Below are 16421 nucleotides of genomic sequence, written 5' to 3'. Positions count from 1 at the left end.
AGTAACAAGCATTATTTGTACGCATAGTCGATAAGGGGGAGTTTGAATGTTCCAAGCATTACCAGCTACAACCGCTAATGCTGGCGGTGGAATTGTATCTTTGATTGTACCTTTGGTACTCATGGTTGCAATTTTTTACTTCTTGATGATTCGTCCACAGAACAAAAAACAAAAGCAACGTAATTCTATGTTAAGCCAATTGAAAAAAGGCGATAAAATTGTTACTATCGGTGGTCTTCACGGAACGATTGCTGAAATCACAGATGATGTGGTTGTATTGCGTGTAAACGATGTTACTAAACTGACTTTTGATCGTAATGCGATTAGCAGTGCAGTTGCACGTGAAACGGCTGAATAAAATATAGATGTTCTAAAAGCCTGTAAGGCTATGAGTACGTTTGCAGCGTATTCATTATTGCCAGAGAACTGGATCTCCATGGGGACCCGGTTCTCTTTTTCTTTTTATCAATTAACCGGTTACTCCGATCTGCTATGATCTTCGTGTGTTGACTCCAAATATGCCGCCTAGCGCAGAAATCAGGAATGCACTTGCAAGCTGCAAACTGTCTTTCCAATTGAACGAGGCATCGAGGGCCAGAAATCCGATCAGTAATACGATTAATCCATAAACGATTCCGGTAATACCTCCGTGATACCAGCCACGTTCACCCGACCTCTTACCAGATACAAATCCACCAACCAGCAAGGACAAGCCATGAACAACGTACGTATACAGGGAAAGATCCTGTTCCCGCATTCCGGTCATCCAGAGAAAGAAGGATAGAATCAATGCGCCTAACATCATCCACACAAAAGCATGACAGAGTCCCGAAAGAATTGGGTTAGACACTCGAAATGAAGCCATTCGGCGAATCAACTGCATGAAGCAACCCCCTTGTACAAGTTTGAAATTAATACAGTGTATGGTCAAGCCTTCCGACTTATGAACCGAATTTTCCATTAAATGAACAGATTAGATTTGCATGGACATGTAAGCTTCAGGTCAAAATAGGGATTACGCTTCAGGAACCTGTATAAAATTCAGATCCGAAGGAGGAACCTTGTTGTGAATTTCTCAGATGTCGGAGCACATATCTTTCGAACCATCTTGATGTACTTTATTGTCTATGCATCTATCCGGATAATGGGAAAACGAGAGATTGGGAAGCTGTCCATGTTTGATCTGGTCGTATCCATTATGCTTGCAGAAATTGCGGCATTTGTCATTGAAGACACCAATAAGCCGTTATTTCATGGTATTGTCCCGATGCTAACGGTGCTTGTAGTCCAAATTGCCATGGCTTTTCTCAGTCTCAAGAGCCGTAAGTTACGGCTAATGATTGATGGAAAACCCACTGTATTGATATCTAAAGGAACATTGCATCGGGATGAGATGCGCAAGCAGCGATATAACCTGGATGATCTTTTGCTTCAGTTGCGCGAACAGAATATCGACAGCATCGGTGAAGTGGAATTTGCCATTTTGGAGACGACAGGCAAGTTAACCGTTTTTCCCAAAAATCAGTCCTCCTCCAGTGGTAATAACGCCTCTGGCGGCAAAGATGGAACTATAAATAGCATTCAAAAAGCGAGAAAAGAAAAGGTCGATGGATTCCAAAATATCAAATATGAAGGGCTGCCCCTGCCCCTGATCATGGATGGTAAAGTGCAAGACCAGAACCTTGAGCTGATTCAGAAAACACGGTTTTGGCTTAAAAATCAGATGCAGGGAAAGGGCATTCTTGATTTCAAAGATGTATTTTTATGTTCCATTGACCATAACGGAAAAGTATACGTAAGTTTAAAAGATGAAAAGTGAATTTATTTACGTGAACGATGCTTAAACCAGGAACCGATGATGGGAGCTCGGGAAAGATCGTGAAAATCAATCATTTTGGTCCAACCCATAACGAGAAAATAAACAATTAAACCGACCATGGGCGCAAGAATCATTCTGAACCAAAAAGGAAGCACGGCCGCAGTCTGTTCGTATATGACCAGAGTAGCGGCGCCCATGATGAACATACCCGTCCCTGTCTTGACCCAGTCCATGATTTTGAATCGGAACTGAAGCAAGCTGCGCACACTTCTTGCATGTAGAAGAGTAACAACCGTTGAATTAACACAAATGGCAATGACCGCTCCAAAAATGCCGTATTCCGGCCGGGATGCGAGCACCAAAATCAACGTAATTTTGATAACAGCACCAATAAACGTATTAAGTAGTGCCTTTCCTGGACGATCTAGCGCCTGAAGAGCCGCTTGAAGTGGAGCCTGGATATAGATAAACAAAGCAAAAGGAGCCATAAGCTTAAGCATGCTTCCAATCGATGCATCGTTGTATAGTACGAGACACATCGGTTCGGCAAGCACATACATAAACACGGAAAATGGAGCACCAGTTACGAGTGCCAGCCGCAAAGCCTGATGCATCCGTTTATGAATAAGCGCACGGTCACCTCGAGCTGAAGCTTCAGATAATGATGGAACAAGTGATGTGGCTAATGAGGAAGTTAATGCTCCAGGCAGTAACAGCAGTGGAATAATCATGCCTTGTAATGCACCATACTGTGCCGTAGCGAGTCCTTTGGCGATACCTGCAATAGCTAGACTCTGTGCGGTGACAATCGTCTCGGCGAGATAGGATAAGGAACCCACTAACCGACCGGCAGTTACCGGTACGGAAATCGCGAGTAAACGACGAAGAAGTCCGGGCTCTGATCCATTTGAGTTTTGTAAAACAGCAGGTTGGGCCTCAATTGGAGAATTGAGCATCATTTGATGTTGAGTATGATCAAGATACTTTTTCTGTCTAGCATAGTTCCACAGCAAGACGAGCATACCGACAAATTCACCGACAAGTGCTCCCAGCATGGCTCCTGCAGCAGCTTGAGCAATTCCATGGGGCAAGAGGAGCCAGGAAAACCAGATCACACAGATAATGCGAATGACTGTTTCAACGATCGACGAAACTGCTGTAGGCATCATGTTTTGCTTTCCCTGGAAATAACCTCTGTAGACCGCAGACACAGCGATGATTGCAATCATAGGGCTCATGCTGACAAACGTGTGATAGACCCTCTCATCAGTCAGCACATAACGGGTGACCCATGGAGCAAAGACAATGCACAAAAACATAAACACAACACCAAGGGTCAGTGTGAAGCTAAGGCTGATTTGCAAAATCCGTTGGGGCGAGTAACGGTTGGCGCCTGTATCCGCTTCGGCTACGAGCTTGGCTACTGCCAATGGAATACCGCCAGTGATTAGTGTGACGAGTACGATGAAAAAGGGATAGCTCAGTTGGTAGATGCCAACACCTTCTGCACCGATAACCCGTGGCAGCGCAATGCGCGGGATGAACCCGAGAATCCGATTAATGATGCCTGCGGCGAGCAGGATCATGGCTCCCTGGATAAATGTCTGTTTCTTCAAGACTACCCCTCTTTCCCGGTTGGAGTACAGATATTCATAAACGGGACAAAGCCGTCGTTCTTCATCTTATGCCAGTCCAATATCTTCTCATGACAACTTGGACACGATTAACAAAAAGATCCATCTCCGGCAAGAAGGAATATGATCGGGTAAAGTCGAATGTTGTAATATTGATGCCGCGTAAAGGCTTGGATGTATGAAGGGAGGCTCCCCGTTGGAAGAAATGAATGATGTGGAGTTGGAACAGTCTATAGAGATGCTCTGCCGTAGCAAAGCAGAGGAACTAAGGCTTGTCGGTTACGAATATGTCACCAGCAAAGATGTCTGGAATTGCATCAGTCATAAATATGAAAAGCAGGGCATTCCACCGCTTCACCAACTGGTGAACGACATATTGTCACTGAAAGCAACAAGCTTTATGAACTTTATGACCGTGTCTGCATACCGGGGGTCCTCTTTCTAGCGAAAGGGATCTTTTTTGTTGGAAATTGACTGCTTTTTACGGCATCGCTATAATAGGAATATTGAGAACGAAAGGGGATCTAGGAACGGCATGAAAAGAATTATCAGTTTCATTCTGGTCGTGCTTGTCACCACAGGGGTTATGGTGGGTACAAGCCCGGAGCTGCTCAAAAATATACGCTTGGGCCTTGATTTAAAAGGAGGCTACGAGATCTTATATGAAGCAGAGCCGCTCGAAGCAGGGCAGCAAGTCAGCAAAGCCTCTCTGGTGCAAACAGCCAAAAGCCTCGAAAGCCGTGCCAATGCGCTCGGAACCAGTGAGCCTGAAGTAACTACGGAGGGAACCAACCGGATTCGATTGAAACTGGCAGGGGTTACGGATGAGGCCGAGGTTAGAGCCAAAATGAAAGAACCTGCTGTTCTGACCTTCCGGAGTAAAGCTCCGAATGACAAGGAAGGAGAATACTCCAAAATTGAGCTTCGCGGTAATGAGTTTGTCGAAAATGCGGCTAAGGTTGTCTTCACTCAATTAAATGAGCCGATGATCGACATTAAAGTAAAAGATAAAGCCAAATTTTCTGAAATCACAAAACGTTTGATCAATCAACCTTTAGCAATCTATCTGGATGATCAATTGCTTTCAGCACCAGAAGTTAGACAACAATTGACTGATGGGTCTGCTCAAATCTCAGGTTCGTATACTCGTGAGGAAGCCAATCAGCTTCGCGATACCATTAATTTGGGTGCGTTGCCTCTGAAACTGACAGAGAAGTACTCTCAAAGCGTTGGTGCAACGCTTGGTAAACTATCTCTGGACCAGACGATTAAAGCGGGATTAATTGGTTCCGTAATTATCCTGGTGTTCATGATTGGTCTGTACCGTATTCCGGGGATTATCGCGAGCTTTGCCCTGATCACACATACATGGCTTGTGCTTGCAATCTTCTATATGGGAGAATTCGTACTTACCCTTCCGGGGATCGCGGCATTTATCCTGGGTATAGGGATGGCCGTGGATGCCAACATCATCACGTACGAGCGGATCAAGGAAGAAATGCGCAGTGGTAAGTCGATATTGTCTTCAGTAAGAGCTGGTGGTAAAAGTTCGTTCCGTACAATTATTGACTCTAACATTACAACGATCATTGCTGCAGCAGTTATGTTCTTCTTGGGTACGGGTGCGGTTAAAGGCTTCGCACTGGTACTGATTTTTGATATCGTGACCAGCATTATTACGAATATTTTCTTCTCCCGCTTCCTGTTGACCCTGCTTGTGCGGGCTAACGTATTGAAGAAGCCTAAGTACTTCGGAGTGAAGGAGAGTGAAATTCGTGCGCTTTAATTGGAATTTTGATTATGTTAAAGGCAGTAAAATTGCCTATGCCTTTTCCATCATTTTAACGATTGCAGGGATCATCAGCATTTTGGCTCTGGGTTTGAATTATGCGGTTGATTTCCGTTCAGGTTCAAATGTGGATATTACGGTGTCTAAAGCAATCACCGCAGATCAAATTAAGCCCATCGTCAGTGACCTAGGTGTTGACACCAAGGATGTTCATATTACACCTGGTGCTGATCGGGTTAACGTTCGTTTCTCGAATGTACTGGATGAAAATCAGGAAAGCAAGTTTAAGCAAGAGTTCACCAAACTGGATTCAACCGCTTCTTATGAAGTCAACACGGTTGACCCGGAAATGGCTAAAGAGCTTGAACGTAATGCCATATACGCGGTTCTTATCGCAAGTATCGGGATAATGATCTATGTAGCCATCCGATTTGAATGGCGCTTCGCTGTGGCAGCGGTGGTTTCACTGTTCCATGATGCATTTGTGGTAATAAGTGTATTTTCCATTTTCCGACTGGAAGTGAATCTGACCTTCATTACGGCTGTACTGACCATTGTCGGTTTCTCGATCAATGATACAATCGTTATCTTTGACCGGATTCGTGAGAATATGCGTTTTGCTAAAAAGACTACGAAAGCCGATTTGCGTGAAGTAGTCAACCGCAGTTTGGCGCAAACGATGACACGTTCCCTGAATACAACATTCACCGTGTTTGTCGCTTCGCTCTGCTTGTTTATTTTTGGTGGAGAATCCATTCGCATGTTCTCTCTTGCTATGGTCATCGGAACATTGTTCGGTGCATATTCTTCGATCTTCATCGCCGCTCCATTGTGGCTGGCGCTTAAAGGTAAACAAACAGAGAAACCTAAAGCAGCTGTCAAAGCATCCAACTAAACATTGTATTGTGAAGCCGCGTCTGCCAGGCGCGGTTTTGCAACTTTAGGTAGAGTATTAAGGGGGGCATCGCCATGACCAGAGAACGTTTCCCTTCTGTTCACGCTGCCACGTGGAGCGGGATCGCCGGGAATTTGACACTTGCAGTAATCAAGGCTGGGTTCGGTTATATGGCAAACAGCAAATCGTTGCTTGCAGACGGCCTTCACTCTGCTTCAGAAGCTGCTTCTTCATTGTCCGGCCTCTTTCCCTCGAAGTCTGTACAAACAAAAAGAAAGGCTCGTAGGGAGCGGTCAAAGGAACATTCACGTATCGCGAGACCTGGAATTTCGGTATTATTATCTGTGCTTATCCTTATGGGAGGTTTGCAGATCGCCATCTCCGCTTTGGGTAGTCTGTCTGGAGAGGAACCAGAATCCTTAGAAAAATATACCCATGCACTTGTAGTAGCTTTTGCAGCACTGGCTGTGAAAGAAGCAATCTTTCAATATCAATACCGGTATTTCCGTAAACGAAATCAATCGCAGGCTCTGGCTTATGCACAGCAGCATCGTCGGGCACTCTACTGTTCACTTATCGTCCTGGTCGGCATTGTTGGTTCCATGACAGGAGAAACGATGGGGTGGAGTATTCTTCGATATATGGACCCCGCAGCTGCATTGATCGCTTCCTGTTTTGTGCTGCACAAAGGGTACAGAATGATTGTGGATACCGTATATGGTTCACTTGTTCAGGAATTGGAACAGGAAGAAGCAATTGACTTCAAAGAAACGGTGCAGCGTGTATATGGCATTATTACGATTGAACATCTGGTAGCACGTGAACAGGAACATGATGTTACGATTGAACTGGTCATTAGTGTAAACCCTAGAATTTCTGTGCTCGAGGCACAGGAGATTTCTAATCGGGCGAAGACACTTCTCTTAACTCGTTTCAGTCATGTGAAAGAAGTACAGATCCAGGCTGTACCTTATGATCCTGGGTATCCTTATAAATCCAATCATGAACTGCCAGATCCTGAAGCGACATTAATTCAGTAATGAAGCTTGGTCCAGTAGATCAGGAAAGGAGCGTTATCATTGCTTTATTCGCAATACCGGTGGAACACACCGAATATCGATCTGGAGGCGGCTGCGGGACTCTCGCAGGCGCTTTCCGTTTCATCACTTGTTGGACGTTTGCTGGTTAGTCGGGGGGTTCATAATGAAACAGAGGCAGAACAATTTCTGCATCCTGATCTGAATCAGATGCATGATCCATATCTGCTTCTAGGTATGAAAGAAGCTGTGCCCCGAATCCAGCAGGCCATTGAGCGTGAAGAACATATTTTAATATATGGGGACTACGACGCGGACGGAGTATCCAGTACATCCCTGATGATCCATCTGATGCGTCATCTCGGTGCTTCTTATGATATCTATATCCCTCATCGTTCCAATGAAGGTTACGGGTTACACAATCATGCCTTGGATTGGGCTCATCAACAAGGAGTCACGCTGGTGATTACGGTAGATACCGGAATCAGTGCGGTAGAGCAGATTGCTTATGCTGCAACGCTGGGAATGGAAGTCATTGTGACGGATCACCATGAACCACCTGAAGTTTTGCCAGAGGCCTATACGCTCATTAATCCAAAGCTTCCGGGCTGTCCTTACCCTTTTAAAGGGTTAGCTGGTGCGGGTGTAGCGTTGAAGCTCGCTCAGGCATTGATCGGAGAAGTGCCTGGAGCATGGATGGAAATTGCCGCTATTGGAACGGTTGCCGATTTGATGCCATTGGAAGGCGAGAATCGGGTTATCGTCAGTTATGGTGTTGAGTCCATGCGAGGTACACGTCTGCCTGGTGTAAGTGCTCTGCTTGAAATTAGTGGCGTAGATCAAAGTCAGGTCACGTCAATTAATATTGCCTTTGCAATGGCACCGCGTATCAATGCAAGTGGACGTTTGGATCATGCTGGTCGAGCTGTATCGCTGCTTACAACCGAGGATCTGGATGAGGCACATACTCTGGCAGGCCAACTGGACTTGCTGAATCGTGAAAGGCAGCAGGTTGTTGAGGGCATACTTTTGGAAGCGACAGCCCAGTTGGAGCAGAAGATTCAGCTTAACTCCGGAGCAGTGCCAGACGTCATCGTTTTGGCGGGAGAAGGCTGGAATGTTGGCGTTGTGGGTATTGTGGCTTCCAAGTTACTTGAACGGTATTATCGGCCAACGCTAATTCTGGGCATCGACCCGGAGAGCGGTGCGTGTAAAGGCTCAGCGCGCTCTATAGAGGGGCTGGACATCTATGAGGCATTAACGGCTTGTAAACACACGATGGACCATTATGGTGGTCACCCGGCTGCAGCAGGCATGAGCCTTCATCGTGATCAGCTAAAAGAGCTGGAGGCCGGATTGAATGAGTTTGCTGCATCCGTACTGACAGAGGAGGACTTTGTTCCCCATCGCCTTGCGGATGACGAGTGCAGAATCAGTGATGTGCCACTGCAGGTCATTCAAGAAATTGACAGACTCCAGCCATTTGGCATGAGTAATCCTTCTCCTCGTTTTGTATTGCGCGATGTGACTGTAAAAGAAACGCGAACGATGGGACGGGAAAAACGTCATCTGAAATTGGTTCTGGAGCAGGATGGCCAGCAGCTGGAGACGGTCGCTTTTGGCAAGGGGGCACTGGCTGAGTTCCTGCCTCCAGGCTCCATCATTGATGTTATGGGCGAGTTGTCGGTCAATGAGTGGAACGGGATGAGGAAACCACAATTGATGCTGCAAGACATTCAGGTTCCCCATGCACAAGTTTTTGATTTGCGGGGAAGTACGGAGCCTCTGAATGCGATGAAGCAGTTCTTGAGTTCGCTTGAAATACATTTACGATACAAGTCAGGCTCTATTGGCGCCATCGTTCGGAAAGAAACAAATGTTTCCGAGGGAAATTCATTGTATGAACCGTGCCTTTGGGTATATGATAGAAAGGTCGGTTTGTTTCCGTGCAATGCTGCCGCGCAGCATTATGGGCAGGAACAGGTCCGGACGTTATTTGTGTTTGATACGCCGGAAACCCCGGAACAACTTGATGCAATGCTGGCTTTATTCAGCGGAGCCGAGAATATCATCCTTCTGCACGGATCAGGCAACCGCCAAGATCGCCTTCAGATGCCTTCCAGAGAACTCTTCAAGCGTATTTATATGCTGGTGTCCAAATGGAGAGCTGAACCGGTGGAGGAACAAGAGATCACTCCTGTGCTCAGTCGTCAGTGTGGCTGCTCGCCGCGCATGATTACCATGATGTTGGATGTTTTTGAGGAGTTATCGTTCATTACCCGAGAAGATGGAAAGATTGTGTTTGTGGATAACCCGCCCAAGCGTGAGCTAACCGCTTCGCGTCATTATCAGGCGCTTGAGAGCATGGCCGAGACAGAGCAGGTGATGCTGGATGCATCGACCCCTCAACTGACACAATGGATGATATCCCGGATGAAGGGCGTATCTTAGATGGAAGTTGTGCTATTTATTTTAGGAGGAGATTATTTTGGATTTTAAAGATTATATTCGTGTCATTCCTGACTTTCCACAACCGGGAATCAGCTTCAAAGACATTACGACATTGTTGAAGGATGGAGAAATGTACCGCAAGGCGATCAATGAGCTGAAAGTAATGGTTTCGGATCTCAAAATTGACGTTATTGCTGGACCTGAAGCACGTGGATTCGTTGTGGGCGCTCCTCTGGCGTACGCTCTGGGTGTCGGTTTTGCTCCGATCCGTAAAAGTGGAAAATTGCCTGGAGAGACGATCGAAGTCGGTTATGATCTTGAATATGGCAAAGATACGCTTGCTATGCATACAGATGCGATCGAAAAAGGACAAAATGTCCTGATTGCGGATGATCTGCTGGCGACAGGCGGAACGATTGCTACCTCCATTAACCTGATTGAACAATTGGGTGGCAAGATTGTAGGTGCAGCATTCCTGATTGAGCTGTCTGATTTAAATGGACGTGCAAAATTGCCGGGTATTGATGTATTTACATTGATGAACTACTAGAATTCTGGCATTTATTGCTGTTAAATCACGTGAACTGGATCTCCCGTTTCCCGGGAAATAATATACAGCATTAACTATTTGCAAAAAAGCCTGTCTCTCAACCCGTTAAGGTTAGAGAGCAGGCTTTTTGCATTGTACGATGTATAAGATGAAGAATGAATAAACATTGTTCGTTCAAAATTAGTCGGCAAGAAATCAATCCGGAGTTTTCTCGGTTAAAGGCTGTTTCTCCGTTTGATCATTCGACCAACCCAGTACTTCAAATAATTTAAACAACAAGCTCAGCAGAATTCCGACGATGGTTGCCAGAGCCATTCCCTTGAGATGAATACCATAAAATGTGATCTCAGTACCACTGAGTCCGATGACGAGTACAAGGGTAGTTAGCAACAAGTTGGTAGGTTTGGCAAAATCCACTTTCTGTTCGACCAGAATACGCAAACCGGATGCCGCAATTACTCCGAACAGAAGCAAAGACACACCACCCATAACCGGAACGGGAATGTTAGCTATAAGTGCCGAGAACGTACCTGAGAACGAAAGCACGATCGCGATAACGGCAGCGCCGCCAATAACATACGTCGAGTAAACCCGTGTCAGAGCCATAACACCAATATTCTCACCATAAGTTGTATTCGGTGTGGATCCTACAAAACCGGAAAGAATAGTTGAAACGCCGTTCCCAAGCAGGGAGCGATGCAGACCTGGGTCCTTGGACAGATCTTTGCCCACAATGCTGCTCGTTACAAGCAGATGTCCGATGTGTTCAACAATGACAACAAGGGCGACAGGCAAAATGGTAAAGATGACTGACCAGTCAAATGTCGGTGTCGTTACAGTAGGCAGCGAGATAAAGTCCGCGTTTGCTATATTCTCGGTTTTTACCTCACCCATAAAATATCCAAGCACGTAACCGGATACAATCCCGATTAGAATGTGAATGATCTTGGGGAACCCACGGAAGGTTACTGCACCAATAACAGTGATACCAAGAGTCACTAGGGCTAAAATAATCGGTTTGGCTTGAGGTACCCAGTCGGGGTTCTCAGCAGGGCTTGAATTGATCAGACCAGCCATTCCGGCTGCCACAGGTACAAGTTCGAGACCAATCAGGGCAACAATGGCGCCCATAACCGCTGGCGGGAATACCACGTTAATCCAGCCTGTCCCTGCATACTTGATAATAAGAGCAACAATGCAGAATACAACTCCTGTTACGATGAATGCTCCCAGTGCCATAGAGTAACCATTATCAGGATGTTCGAGTAACACAGAAGAAACAGGTGCGATAAAAGCAAAGCTTGACCCAAGATAGGCCGGGATCTTTCCTTTACACATGAGTATGTACAACAATGTTCCAATACCGTTCATAAGCAAGATCATACTTGGATCGACACCGAACAGGTTCGGCACAAGTACCGTGCTGCCAAACATGGCGAACAAATGCTGGAGACTCAGCAGCGATCCTGAGCCAAGCGGCATTTTTTGATTAACCTGAATTTCACGTTGCAATGAATGTTCATCTCCTTTTTTTCCGAAACACAAATCTTCAATATAGTACAGAGTTTCTCTTCATTTAGCAATAACATTTTTCAACTAAGCACAGCCAAACCATTTTTATTTTGCGAATTGATCCTTCTATTTCGGTAGATAACGGTAATAATTAGGTAATAATACATAGTAAATAAGGATGATTTCCGAACTCTGTTAAATATCGGGCAACATCTTTGGGGAATGACACATAACGTATAAAAAATTGGATATGTACTCTTATTCGTCAGTAGTTGACGGGAAACGGGCGAAGCGTCATAATTATAGGAAATTACTTTTACGGGGAACCTGTGTTGATATCATGTCACGGGTTCCATTTTGTATAGAAAGGACACGGAACAGATCAGAATGGGCATAGAGCAATTACTCGAGAAGGCCGGGGCATATATCAAAGAACCCGATCTGGTGCGCATACGAGAAGCTTACGAATTTGCTGATCAGGCCCACCATGGACAGACGCGAAAATCGGGAGAACCGTATATTCTGCATCCGCTTGCGGTTGCCGATATTGTTGTAAACATGCAGATGGACACCATCTCCATAATTGCAGCGCTTCTTCATGATGTAGTAGAAGATACTACGGTTTCACTTGAAGAAATCCGCAATCATTTCGGCAATACGTGTGCCATGCTTGTTGACGGCTTGACGAAGCTGGAACGTATTCAGTTCCGCTCCAAGGAAGAACAGCAGAACGAGAACTACCGCAAAATGTTCATCGCCATGGCGCAGGACATCCGTGTCATCGTGATCAAATTGGCTGACCGTCTGCATAATATGCGGACACTCAAGTTTCAGTCGGAAGAAAGCCAGCGTCGGATTTCATACGAAACGCTGGAGATTTTCTGTCCGATTGCGAACCGTCTGGGTATCTCTGCGATCAAATGGGAAATGGAGGACATCGCCCTCCGTTATTTGAATCCGCAGCAATACTACCGAATTGCCAACCTGATGCACAAAAAGCGTGCGGAACGTGAGCAATATATTGATACCGTTATGGACGGCATTACAAGCAAGCTGGATGAGATGGGAATTCAGGCAGATCTGTCGGGACGTCCCAAGCACATCTACAGCGTGTTCAAAAAAATGACAACGAAAAACAAACAGTTTAACGAAATTTATGATCTGCTTGCGATTCGTATTATTGTGGATAACATCAAGGATTGTTATGCTACGCTCGGCATTATACACACGTTATGGAAACCGATGCCTGGACGTTTCAAGGACTATATAGCAATGCCGAAGGCGAATATGTATCAATCGCTGCATACCACGGTCGTAGGTCCGAATGGAGAACCGACTGAAGTACAAATCCGGACATGGGATATGCACCGCACCGCTGAATTCGGTATTGCTGCCCACTGGGCCTACAAGGAAGGCGCTGCGAACGGAAACGGAAATAATTTTGAAGATAAAATTACGTTTTTCCGCGAGATTCTTGAACTTCAAAATGAAGCCCAGGATGCGTCTGAATTTGTAGAATCGCTTAAAATGGATTTTTTCTCGGATCTGGTGTTTGTATTCACGCCTAAAGGTGAAGTTATCGAATTGCCTACTGGATCTGTTCCATTGGATTTTGCATATAGAATCCATACAGAGGTGGGTAACCGGACGATTGGTGCCAAAGTTAATGGTCGTATCGTTCCGCTCGATTATCATCTCAAAACCGGCGATATTATTGAAATTTTGACGTCCAAACATTCTTACGGACCGAGTCAGGACTGGCTTAAAATTGCAAAATCCTCTCACGCACGAGCGAAGATCAAGCAGTGGTTCAAGAAGGAACGCCGCGAAGAAAACGTTGAAAAAGGCCGCGAAAGCTGTGAGCGCGAGTTGAAACGTATGGGGCTTGATCCATCTGCGTGGATGACGGATGACAAATTGATGGAAGCATGCAAAAAATATGCGTTTAACGATATTGATGACATGCTCGCAGCGGTTGGATTCGGTGGCATTACGGCTGCACAGATCGTGACCAAAGCAACGGAGAAACTGCGCAAGGAGCAGGAAGAATCCAGCTTGCTTGAACTGAACTCCGAAATGCGTGAACTGAAGCCTGCACCTGAGCGCAAAAACCGTCCGACGAATGGCATCCGTGTCAAGGGTATAGACAATTTGCTGGTTCGTTTTGCACGCTGCTGTAACCCTGTACCAGGGGATGCTATTATCGGGTATGTTACACGTGGACGCGGGGTTTCGGTACATCGCAGTGACTGTCCGAATATTCCGTCCAGTACGGATGGGGAAGAAGCAGCTCGCGTCATTGAAGTCGAGTGGGAAGAGAACATTGAAGCCAACTACAGTGTGGATATTGAGATTACGGGCCATGATCGCAATGGTCTGCTCAATGAAGTGCTTCAGGCTGTCTCCGAAAGTAAAACCAATATATCTGCCGTCACCGGACGAACAGATAAAAATAAATTAGCATTGGTGCACGTCACAATTCTGATTCGCAATACAGAGCATCTGCATTCGGTTGTGGAACGGATCAAACGAGTGAAAGATGTCTATTCTGTGCATCGAATTATGCAGTAAGGAGCCTGTAAGATGAGGGTGCTTGTACAACGCTGTAAAGAGGCTCAGGTGACCGTTGGAGAAGAGCTGACGGGGAGAATTGAATCCGGATTGATGTTGCTCGTGGGAATTACACATGAGGACACGGAGAAGGATGCCATCTATCTGGCAGATAAAATCGCTGGACTTCGAATCTTTGAGGATGAGCAGGAAAAGATGAATCTTAGTCTGGTCGATGTGGGCGGGGCAGTATTATCAGTCTCCCAATTTACATTGTACGGGGATTGTCGCAAAGGAAAACGGCCAAGCTTTGCAGCTGCAGCCAGACCTGAAGCGGCAGAATTGTTGTATGAAACGTTTAATCAGCTGTTACGTCATAAAGGGATTCAGGTTGAAACCGGACGTTTCGGAGCGATGATGGATGTCACTTTCACGAATTGGGGACCGGTTACTTTAATGCTCGAAAGTCCTGTTCGTCAAGAAACACACGCATAATTGGTTGGGGAACAGGCCATAATAAGGGATAATTCGGTTCATTAACACAAGATGATCAAAGGAGTATCCCACCCATTATGCGCCAATCCGTCAAGGAAACACGTTCCCGAGTAGAACCTCTGCTTCTGCCTGGAAACCTGAGTGAGTCGCTGAAGCTTGCTCGCGTTGCTGCCGAATGTGCAACAACGATATGGGCGCTTCAGGATTTGGACAAAAGGGAGCAGAGCCGTCTTCCGCGTGACTGAGTGCTAACCATTTGGAATGAATGAAAAGTCTTGATTCGATTATCGGATCAGGGCTTTTTTGTTATGGAACTAACCGTTGCTGAATCGAATGGCCTGAATAAAGTCAAAATAATACAGGTTAGTGATGTTATAAACGACTTTGGTTAGGGTAATAACAGAACGAGGCACGATAGCGTGCCAGGTTCAGTATTTATTACGGGCAATGAACAAGAAATGATATACCAACAATTTCTGCGAATACCCGATTTCAAGAAATTTCGAACACGGAAAGGAGAACATACGTTATGAGTAAAGTTGCTTTTTTATTGGCGAATGATTTTGAAGATTCGGAAATGCAGGTTCCATATGATGAGGTGAAAAAAGCCGGGCACGACGTGGAAATTATCGGCTTGAAAGCAGGAGAGACACTGAAAGGTAAAGGTGGCAAAGCCTCCTATACTTCAGATAAATCGATCGCTGAAGTCTCGGCTTCGGATTACGACGCGGTTGTCATTCCTGGTGGATCTTCTCCTGAAAATTTGCGTACGGATGCACATATCCTGAAATTCGTAACAGAGATCAACAGTGCAAAGAAACCAATCGCTGCGATCTGCCATGGTCCGCAAATTCTGGCGAGCGCGAATCTGTTAAAAGGCCGTACGATTACATCCTATCCACCGCTTAAGGATGACATGGTGAACGCGGGAGCAGAATTTAAGGACCATGAGGCGGTTGTCGAAGGCAATTTTATTACATCAAGAACGCCTGCCGATGAACCGGCATTTGTTCGAGAGTTGTTAAAAGTAATCTAATGACGTCGAACGGGCGTACGTTAAATTCAATCATGTTGTAAGGTGAACTTGAATCTTCTACGTTTCATTTTACAAAACGTTTATTCCGATAAAGGAGGGTTTGACATGACAAAACATATTCAGGCTTATTTTCGGACCGAGGACGAGGCGGAGGGAGCGAGAACTTCCCTTCAGACGTTCCGTACTGAGCATTTGGAAGTAGGGCAGCTGGACAGTGCGGTTGGTAGAGACAAACGGATTATGGTACCTCTGGTGCCGTATAACACAGCAGGTGGCGTAGGAACCAATGGTGCCATGGGTGTGGGTGCTGCACCCGGGGTTCCCGCCAGTGAAAATGTAATTCCTGTCGTCAGCAATGTGGACCGCGATACGGATAGAGGTTCCCGGGATAATGTCAATGAGGATGGCGATCTGTTGAATGCTGCCGATGTGTCCTCGGCTGACTATGACGATCTGCGTTATGTTTTGTCTGCCAAAGTAAGGGATGAGGATTATGAGGAAATCGTTCATAAACTTCGTTCCAACCAAGCCTATGTGGAAGAATTGAATTAACATGTATATCGAAGCCCTTGCAGGGTCTGACTTCCATGTCAGACCCCTTTGTAAGGGCTTTTTGTAATGGAAAAAATAATAAAATATAAAGCGCTATCATT

16 protein-coding genes are annotated in these 16421 nt (G+C 45.7%); 13 read left to right on the top strand and 3 right to left on the bottom strand.

Going from position 1 to position 16421, the window contains the following annotated elements:
- Window positions 1–46 precede the first annotated feature (46 nt).
- Window positions 47–358: a preprotein translocase subunit YajC gene (gene yajC, locus MHB49_RS27340; RefSeq protein WP_110002009.1), complete on the top strand. Its 312-nt coding sequence runs from the start codon at window positions 47–49 to the stop codon at window positions 356–358.
- A gap of 132 nt (window positions 359–490) precedes the next feature.
- Here yajC and MHB49_RS27335 read toward each other — a convergent pair whose 3' ends face one another.
- On the bottom strand, window positions 491–883 hold the full coding sequence (locus MHB49_RS27335) for a TIGR04086 family membrane protein (RefSeq protein WP_405153733.1): 393 nt from the start codon (window positions 881–883) through the stop codon (window positions 491–493).
- A 228-nt stretch (window positions 884–1111) separates the two neighbouring features.
- Between MHB49_RS27335 and MHB49_RS27330 the strand changes: the two genes are divergently transcribed.
- Window positions 1112–1819, top strand: coding sequence for a YetF domain-containing protein (locus MHB49_RS27330; RefSeq protein ID WP_405157253.1), 708 nt, complete (start codon window positions 1112–1114; stop codon window positions 1817–1819).
- Between the two features lie 2 nt (window positions 1820–1821).
- On the opposite strand, the gene spoVB is transcribed toward MHB49_RS27330, so the two are convergent.
- Entirely contained in the window at window positions 1822–3435 is a 1614-nt protein-coding gene (spoVB, locus tag MHB49_RS27325; protein WP_405153732.1) for a stage V sporulation protein B, read from the bottom strand.
- 223 nt (window positions 3436–3658) lie between these two features.
- On the opposite strand from spoVB, the gene MHB49_RS27320 reads away from it, so the two are divergent.
- From MHB49_RS27320 to MHB49_RS27295, 6 genes are all read left to right on the top strand, one after another.
- Window positions 3659–3898: a post-transcriptional regulator gene (locus MHB49_RS27320; protein ID WP_175383441.1), complete on the top strand. Its 240-nt coding sequence runs from the start codon at window positions 3659–3661 to the stop codon at window positions 3896–3898.
- 90 nt (window positions 3899–3988) lie between these two features.
- On the top strand, window positions 3989–5239 hold the full coding sequence (gene secD, locus MHB49_RS27315; RefSeq protein WP_405153731.1) for a protein translocase subunit SecD: 1251 nt from the start codon (window positions 3989–3991) through the stop codon (window positions 5237–5239).
- Window positions 5229–6137, top strand: a complete 909-nt coding sequence (gene secF / locus MHB49_RS27310) for a protein translocase subunit SecF (RefSeq protein ID WP_405153730.1) — start codon at window positions 5229–5231, stop codon at window positions 6135–6137. The genes secD and secF overlap by 11 nt, the downstream gene beginning before the upstream one ends.
- Window positions 6138–6211: 74 nt before the next feature.
- Window positions 6212–7177: a cation diffusion facilitator family transporter gene (locus MHB49_RS27305; RefSeq protein ID WP_405153729.1), complete on the top strand. Its 966-nt coding sequence runs from the start codon at window positions 6212–6214 to the stop codon at window positions 7175–7177.
- Window positions 7178–7216: 39 nt separating this feature from the next.
- Window positions 7217–9625 (top strand): single-stranded-DNA-specific exonuclease RecJ, encoded by a 2409-nt coding sequence (gene recJ / locus MHB49_RS27300; RefSeq protein WP_405153728.1) that lies wholly within the window; start codon window positions 7217–7219, stop codon window positions 9623–9625.
- A 37-nt stretch (window positions 9626–9662) separates the two neighbouring features.
- The gene (locus MHB49_RS27295) at window positions 9663–10175 is read left to right on the top strand and encodes an adenine phosphoribosyltransferase (protein ID WP_024633046.1); all 513 of its coding nucleotides are present in this window, start codon (window positions 9663–9665) and stop codon (window positions 10173–10175) included.
- Between the two features lie 195 nt (window positions 10176–10370).
- Here MHB49_RS27295 and uraA read toward each other — a convergent pair whose 3' ends face one another.
- Window positions 10371–11687 carry a uracil permease gene (uraA, locus tag MHB49_RS27290; RefSeq protein ID WP_405153727.1) on the bottom strand — a complete coding sequence of 439 codons (1317 nt, stop codon included), beginning with the start codon at window positions 11685–11687 and terminating at the stop codon, window positions 10371–10373.
- Window positions 11688–12074: 387 nt separating this feature from the next.
- Here uraA and MHB49_RS27285 point away from each other — a divergent pair, with 387 nt between their 5' ends.
- From MHB49_RS27285 to MHB49_RS27265, 5 genes are all read left to right on the top strand, one after another.
- Entirely contained in the window at window positions 12075–14258 is a 2184-nt protein-coding gene (locus MHB49_RS27285) for a bifunctional (p)ppGpp synthetase/guanosine-3',5'-bis(diphosphate) 3'-pyrophosphohydrolase (RefSeq protein ID WP_247903281.1), read from the top strand.
- Window positions 14259–14270: 12 nt separating this feature from the next.
- Window positions 14271–14732 carry a D-aminoacyl-tRNA deacylase gene (dtd, locus tag MHB49_RS27280; protein WP_405153726.1) on the top strand — a complete coding sequence of 154 codons (462 nt, stop codon included), beginning with the start codon at window positions 14271–14273 and terminating at the stop codon, window positions 14730–14732.
- A gap of 77 nt (window positions 14733–14809) precedes the next feature.
- Window positions 14810–14977 (top strand): hypothetical protein, encoded by a 168-nt coding sequence (locus MHB49_RS27275; protein WP_405153725.1) that lies wholly within the window; start codon window positions 14810–14812, stop codon window positions 14975–14977.
- 284 nt (window positions 14978–15261) lie between these two features.
- The gene (locus MHB49_RS27270) at window positions 15262–15768 is read left to right on the top strand and encodes a type 1 glutamine amidotransferase domain-containing protein (RefSeq protein WP_405153724.1); all 507 of its coding nucleotides are present in this window, start codon (window positions 15262–15264) and stop codon (window positions 15766–15768) included.
- 105 nt (window positions 15769–15873) lie between these two features.
- A complete protein-coding gene (locus MHB49_RS27265; protein ID WP_405153723.1) occupies window positions 15874–16320 on the top strand; it encodes a hypothetical protein in 447 nt (148 codons plus the stop codon).
- Window positions 16321–16421 lie beyond the last annotated feature (101 nt).

The organism is Paenibacillus sp. FSL K6-0108 (genome assembly GCF_045040695.1).
Taxonomy (GTDB): Bacteria; Bacillota; Bacilli; order Paenibacillales; family Paenibacillaceae; genus Paenibacillus; species Paenibacillus pabuli_B.
The sequence above is the reverse complement of the archived record's forward strand: the minus strand, read 5'-3'. Positions and strand labels throughout refer to the sequence as shown.